Annotated in this window: 3 protein-coding genes; 1 reads left to right on the top strand and 2 read right to left on the bottom strand. The window is 62.4% G+C overall.

Annotated features, from left to right (window positions below):
• Window positions 1–207: 207 nt before the first annotated feature.
• On the top strand, window positions 208–3,066 hold the full coding sequence (locus ACH2EI_RS04670; protein WP_395159266.1) for an ATP-binding protein: 2,859 nt from the start codon (window positions 208–210) through the stop codon (window positions 3,064–3,066).
• Between the two features lie 199 nt (window positions 3,067–3,265).
• On the opposite strand, the gene ACH2EI_RS04665 is transcribed toward ACH2EI_RS04670, so the two are convergent.
• Window positions 3,266–4,078 (bottom strand): peptidoglycan-binding protein, encoded by an 813-nt coding sequence (locus ACH2EI_RS04665; RefSeq protein WP_395154368.1) that lies wholly within the window; start codon window positions 4,076–4,078, stop codon window positions 3,266–3,268.
• A partial coding sequence (locus ACH2EI_RS04660; RefSeq protein WP_395159264.1) for a hypothetical protein occupies window positions 4,075–4,359 on the bottom strand: 285 nt, incomplete at its 5' end. The genes ACH2EI_RS04665 and ACH2EI_RS04660, both read right to left, overlap by 4 nt.

Below are 4,359 nucleotides of genomic sequence, written 5' to 3'. Positions count from 1 at the left end.
TGGAGTCAGGCGGTGTCGCCCGGCATGCGTCCAACGATCTCGTAGCGCGGTGAGATATGACCCAGATGCCGGTGAGATCCAGCAACACCAGAGCCCAGATCCGGCGTGTGGGCAGCCCAAATACCGGATTGGGCTAGAGTTTGCTTGGGGTCTGGGTGATCGGGATACGGCGACTGAAATGTTGAAATTTATTGATGGTCGGTGCTCATGGCGCTGACGTATGCGATCCTTGGCCCACTCGAAGTCCTCGACGGCGAACGCGTCGGCACCGCCGATACCCGCTTAAAGACCCGTTCACCGGGCTACGTGCTCGAGCTGGCTCCCCGAGACGTCGATGCTCATCGTTTCCGTCAACTGGTCGAAGATGCACGAGCGGTGTTGCCGCACGACCCGGCCCAAGCTCGACGGTTGCTCGTAGCGGCCCTGGCGCTCTGGCGCGGCCCAGCCCTTGGCGACTTTGAGTACGCCGAGTTCGCAGCAGCCGAAATCCGCGGCCTGGAGGAAGAGCGGCTCGCGGCAATCGAGTTACTCCACACCGCTGAGCTCGCCCTTGAACACCATCTGGAAGTGATCCCGAAGCTGTCTTCACTCGTGACTGAGCATCCATATCGGGAACAATTACACGCGCTGTTGATCACTGCGTTGTACCGGTCGGGGAGGCAGGCCGACGCGCTGAGGGCCTACCAGGACCTGCGTCGCCGACTCCGTGACGATCTGGGTATCGATCCATCGCCTGAGCTGGTTGCTCTCGAAACCGAAGTGCTGCTCCAAAGCGGGTCGTTGCAGCCGAGCGCACGCGCACGTCGACACGATGCCCCCGATCGAGGCGACGTCGGACGTCGGGCGCCCATCCCGAACCACAACTTGCCAGCGCACCTCACGAGGTTCGTCGGCCGCGTCAATGAGTTGGCCGTTGTCGTGGAGTTGATCGAAGCAAATCGATTGGTCACGGTCGTCGGGGCCGGAGGAGCAGGCAAGACGCGCCTCGCCGTTGAGGTGGCCTCGTCGCTCGTGACTGCGTTGGTTGACCGCGTCGTCTTTGTCGACCTTGCGACGGTGATCGACTCGGAACTTGTTGATCAGGCGGTCTTCGCCGCAGCCGGGGCGACTGAATTGCCACATCGTTCGGTGCGCGAGTCCCTCGTGGAACACCTCGTTGATCACCTCGTTGATCACAACCTGCTGATCGTCCTCGACAACTGTGAGCACGTGACCCGCGCCGCTGCTTCGATCGCGGGCTACATCCTTTCGCAAGCGACGGGCCTGCGAATCCTGGCGACGAGCCAACACGTGCTCAAGGTTTCCGGCGAGACGGTGTATCCAATTCCACCCATGGCAACGTCGTCGACGCCCGGCGCTGGAGGCGAACTTTCCAGCGAAGCAGCCAGGTTGTTCGTTGACCATGCGCAGCGAGCCCGGCCGGGATTTGTTCCGACCGCAGATGACGCAGCGCACATCGGGGCGATCGTGCGCCAGCTCGATGGAATCCCGTTGGCGATCGAGTTGGCAGCGGCGCGGACGCGCATGATGATGGTCTCCGATATTGCATCCCACTTGACCTCGCGGTTGAGCATCTTGACCGGCGGCTCGTCGACCGTCAGACGTCAGGAAACTCTGGAAGCGACGGTGGCGTGGTCGTATGACCTCACACAAGGTCGAGAGCGCGATCTCTTTTCCTCTTTGTCGATCTTTGCGGGGGCGTTCGCGCACGACGCAGCGGCCGCTGTCGGCGGGATCGATGACCCGATCGAGGCCTTCGAACTGATGGGCAGGCTCGTCGACAAATCGCTGGTGTTCGTCGACGCCACAGGTGATGAGATCAGGTATCGGCTGCTGGAAACACTTCGCATATTCGGCGCGGCTCGACTCGCAGAACGCGGTGAGGATCAACCCGTCGCCGCGCGTCACGCAAGGCATCACCTCACCTTGGTGCGCGGCGGGGACGACCTCCTCGGTGGGCCCGACCAGGGAATCTGGCAGCGCCGATTTCGCTCTTCGGCACCCGATCTTCGAACGGCGCTCGATTGGCTGATCACACGCCGCCCCGATGAAGCACTGGTGGCGGCGGCGGGGCTCGGCCGCTATTGGTATCGCGAAGGTTCCTTTGTGGAAGGGACGGTGTTTCTCGAACGAGCCTTGGGGGCCGCCAATGAGACCTCCAGCTCGGAACGAGCACACGCGCTCAGATGGCTGGCCGGCTTCAAATACCTGTCCGGCCTGGTCGACGAGTCCCGTCGGATTGGCATTGAAGCGGTCGCGTTGGCACGAGAAGTCGGTGACCATGTTGCGCTCAGCGGCTCACTCAACCTGCTCGGAATGGCAGCGGAAAGCGACGGCGAGTTGCGGGACGCCCTGGCCTATTACGAGGAAGCGGTCGATGCAGAGGAACGAAGTAGCGGGCACAAGCCGGCTGCGGTGCTGTGGAACATCGGCGTGGTCTGCGTCGATCTTGCCGACATCGGTGGCGTCGAGAAGATTGTCCAAGTCCTGCGCGACGCCAGCCAGTCAGGCGGCGCCGTGGTTGGTTTGGCAAACGCCGACTTGTTGCAGTCCCACGTTGCCATCGTCAGCGGCGACCTCCAATCTGCACGCGAATTGGCCGCAAGGGCCCTTGCCGTATTTTCGCGACTTGGCAGTGAGCCCGACATCGCACAGGCGAACGAGCGACTGGCCGAGATCAGCGGCCTCGAAGGTGACCTCGCAGGTGTGGATCGTCACCTGACGGTGGCGTCTGAGTTGGAAGCGGACCTCGACCCCAAGCACCACTGGCGGGCGAATCTGGTGAGGTCCCGCCGGGCGCTCGCGACCGGAGACATCGCGAGCGCCACGGCGAGTTTGGGGCACGTGTTGCTGGCGGCCGTCGACTGTGAGCACCCGTTTTTGTTGTCGTCGTTTCTGCACGAAACGTCACGTTTGGCTTTCATTGAAGGGCGATGTCACCGATGCCGCGTCGCTCATCGGCACGGTAGAGCGGATTGCCGGGCAACCGGAAGTGACGCTCGCCGAGTTCGTTCTCGACGAGGCTCGCGAGCTGCGTGCGTACCTGGTCGCAGCGCTCGGTGCTGAGGCGGCTGGGCGCGAGATCCACCACGGGGCAACGATCACCGTCACCGACGCATTCGAGATCAGCCGCCGTTGCCTCGGCCAGTAGCGGTTCTCCGCCGGGTCACATCCGGCCCATCGAAGAGTCGCATCGCCGCGCCGGCGTTACTCCGTCAGCAGTCACGGCGTTGACACCGAACAAGTTGTGCTGATTGTCCTCGGCTCAGCAGTCAGCGCCGCACAACGCCTCAAGGTCAGAGGGCACCTCAATGACGCCGACGCCACCAAAGACCTCGGCGAGCGCGTTCTGCGTCGACTCGCCGAAGTAGCCGTCGATAGCGATGTCGTAGCCGAGGGAAACAAGCCGCTCCTGAAGGATCGTGACCGTTTCACCCTTGTGGCAAATGTGGAGAGGGTAAGCCCCGTCGAACTCCACGTAACCAACGGGGCACGAAGTGGCCTCGGCTGCACCCTCGTCGTTGTCGGGCCAGGTGATCTCGACGATCAGATCGAAACTGGCGTTACCGAACTCCGATTGCACCACGACGAGGTACTCGCCGTCCATCTCGAGCGGATCGACGAACGCATACCGGCCCCCGGTGAGCAGGCGGTCGTCAGGGGCGTACAGATCAAAGACTGCATTCTCTGACAGCAGCTCGAGCGACATGCGCTGGCCTGCGCTGGCTCCGAACAGATACCCGTTGACAGTGCCACGCACGACGCCATCAGAAACGGTCGTTCCCGTTGACCCCGAAGGGAACTGGACGCGTTTGTAGATGCCATACGGACCGTAAACATTTCCAGGATTTCGTTCGTCCGCAGGGGCGGCCGATGCGTCGGACGCAGGGTTGGACACAGGGTCGGCGACAGCTGCGGGCGGCGCAGGCACAGCTGTTTCATCGCTTGCATTGGACGAAGCTTCGACGGTCGTTGCAGGTGGGGCCACCGGAGTCGATGACGACTCGGTCCCGCAGGCGGTGAGTACGAGACCACCAACGACGACAATTTGGACGATGGCGCGACGACGGAACCTCATCGTTCGCGGTACTTCTCGATCTCCGCAGTGAGCTGTTTTGCATCGTCGTCGGAGAGCTTCCACGTGTACACAGCCCCGGATGTCTTGACCGTGACGACATCTGCCCCGAGCTGACGATCGTGATGCACCGACGACACGGTTCGCATCGGGATGCGCACTTCGTCGTCGCGTCGGAGGCGTCTCGTATGGGTGCGGACAATTTCGTCCGGTTTGACCTCGACGGAACCGTTGTTTCCATCTTCTTTTACCGTGAATTTACCCATCGTTCGCTCCCTCGTTGT

Origin of the sequence: Ilumatobacter sp., assembly GCF_041688325.1 — a bacterium.
In the GTDB taxonomy this organism is placed as follows: Bacteria; Actinomycetota; Acidimicrobiia; order Acidimicrobiales; family Ilumatobacteraceae; genus Ilumatobacter_A.
Note: the sequence above shows the minus strand (reverse complement) of the source record. Positions and strands in the feature narration are given on the sequence as shown.

Bases quoted from the DNA above. Each gene is read 5' to 3' on its own strand.
- ACH2EI_RS04670 (WP_395159266.1), top strand. From the start codon at position 208: ATGGCGCTGACGTATGCGATCCTTGGCCCACTCGAAGTCCTCGACGGC.
- ACH2EI_RS04665 (WP_395154368.1), bottom strand. From the start codon at position 4,078: ATGAGGTTCCGTCGTCGCGCCATCGTCCAAATTGTCGTCGTTGGTGGT.